General features: G+C 68.4%; 1 pseudogene. It reads right to left on the bottom strand.

Features of this window, described 5'->3' with window-relative positions:
• Positions 1-693: pseudogene (gene carB / locus B4M60_RS02605) on the bottom strand (carbamoyl phosphate synthase large subunit); the annotation flags it as partial.

The following is a 693-nucleotide window of genomic DNA, read 5'->3' as shown; positions in this document are numbered from 1 at the left end:
CTGGATGTTGCAGCCGCCGGTGTCCACGCCGACGGCCCGGAGGATGTCGATCCCGACGTCGCGCATGTTCTGGAACTCGCGGTCGGTGAGGGTCATCGACGGGGCGACCGTGACCGAGTCACCGGTGTGGACGCCCAGGGCGTCGACGTTCTCGATCGAACACACCACCACGACGTTGTCCTTGTTGTCGCGCATGAGCTCGAGCTCGAACTCCTTCCACCCGAGGATCGACTCCTCGATCAGGACGTTCGCGGTGGGCGAGGCCGACAGGCCCCCGCCGGCGATCCGCTCGAGGTCCTCGGTGGTGTACGCGAGGCCGGACCCGAGCCCGCCCATGGTGAACGACGGGCGCACCACCACCGGCAGGCCGAGTTCGGCGACGGTCGCGTGGACCTCCTCCATCGTGTGGCACACGGCGCTGCGGGCGGACTCCCCGCCGACGCTCGCGACGATGTCCTTGAAGGTCTGACGGTCCTCACCGCGGTTGATCGCGGGGATGTCGGCGCCGATGAGCTCGACCCCGTGCTTGGTGAGGATGCCCTGCGCGTCGAGCTGCATAGCTGCGTTGAGCGCGGTCTGCCCGCCGAGGGTGGCGAGCACGGCGTCGATCGGGTGCCCGTCCGCCGCCTCCTTGATGAAGATCTTGTCGATGAACTCGGGCGTGATCGGCTCCACGTAGGTGGCGTCGGCGAA

Origin of the sequence: Dietzia sp. UBA5065 (assembly GCA_002415925.1) — a bacterium.
Classification (GTDB): domain Bacteria; phylum Actinomycetota; class Actinomycetes; order Mycobacteriales; family Mycobacteriaceae; genus Dietzia.
This window is presented reverse-complemented; position numbering and strand designations above follow the sequence as displayed.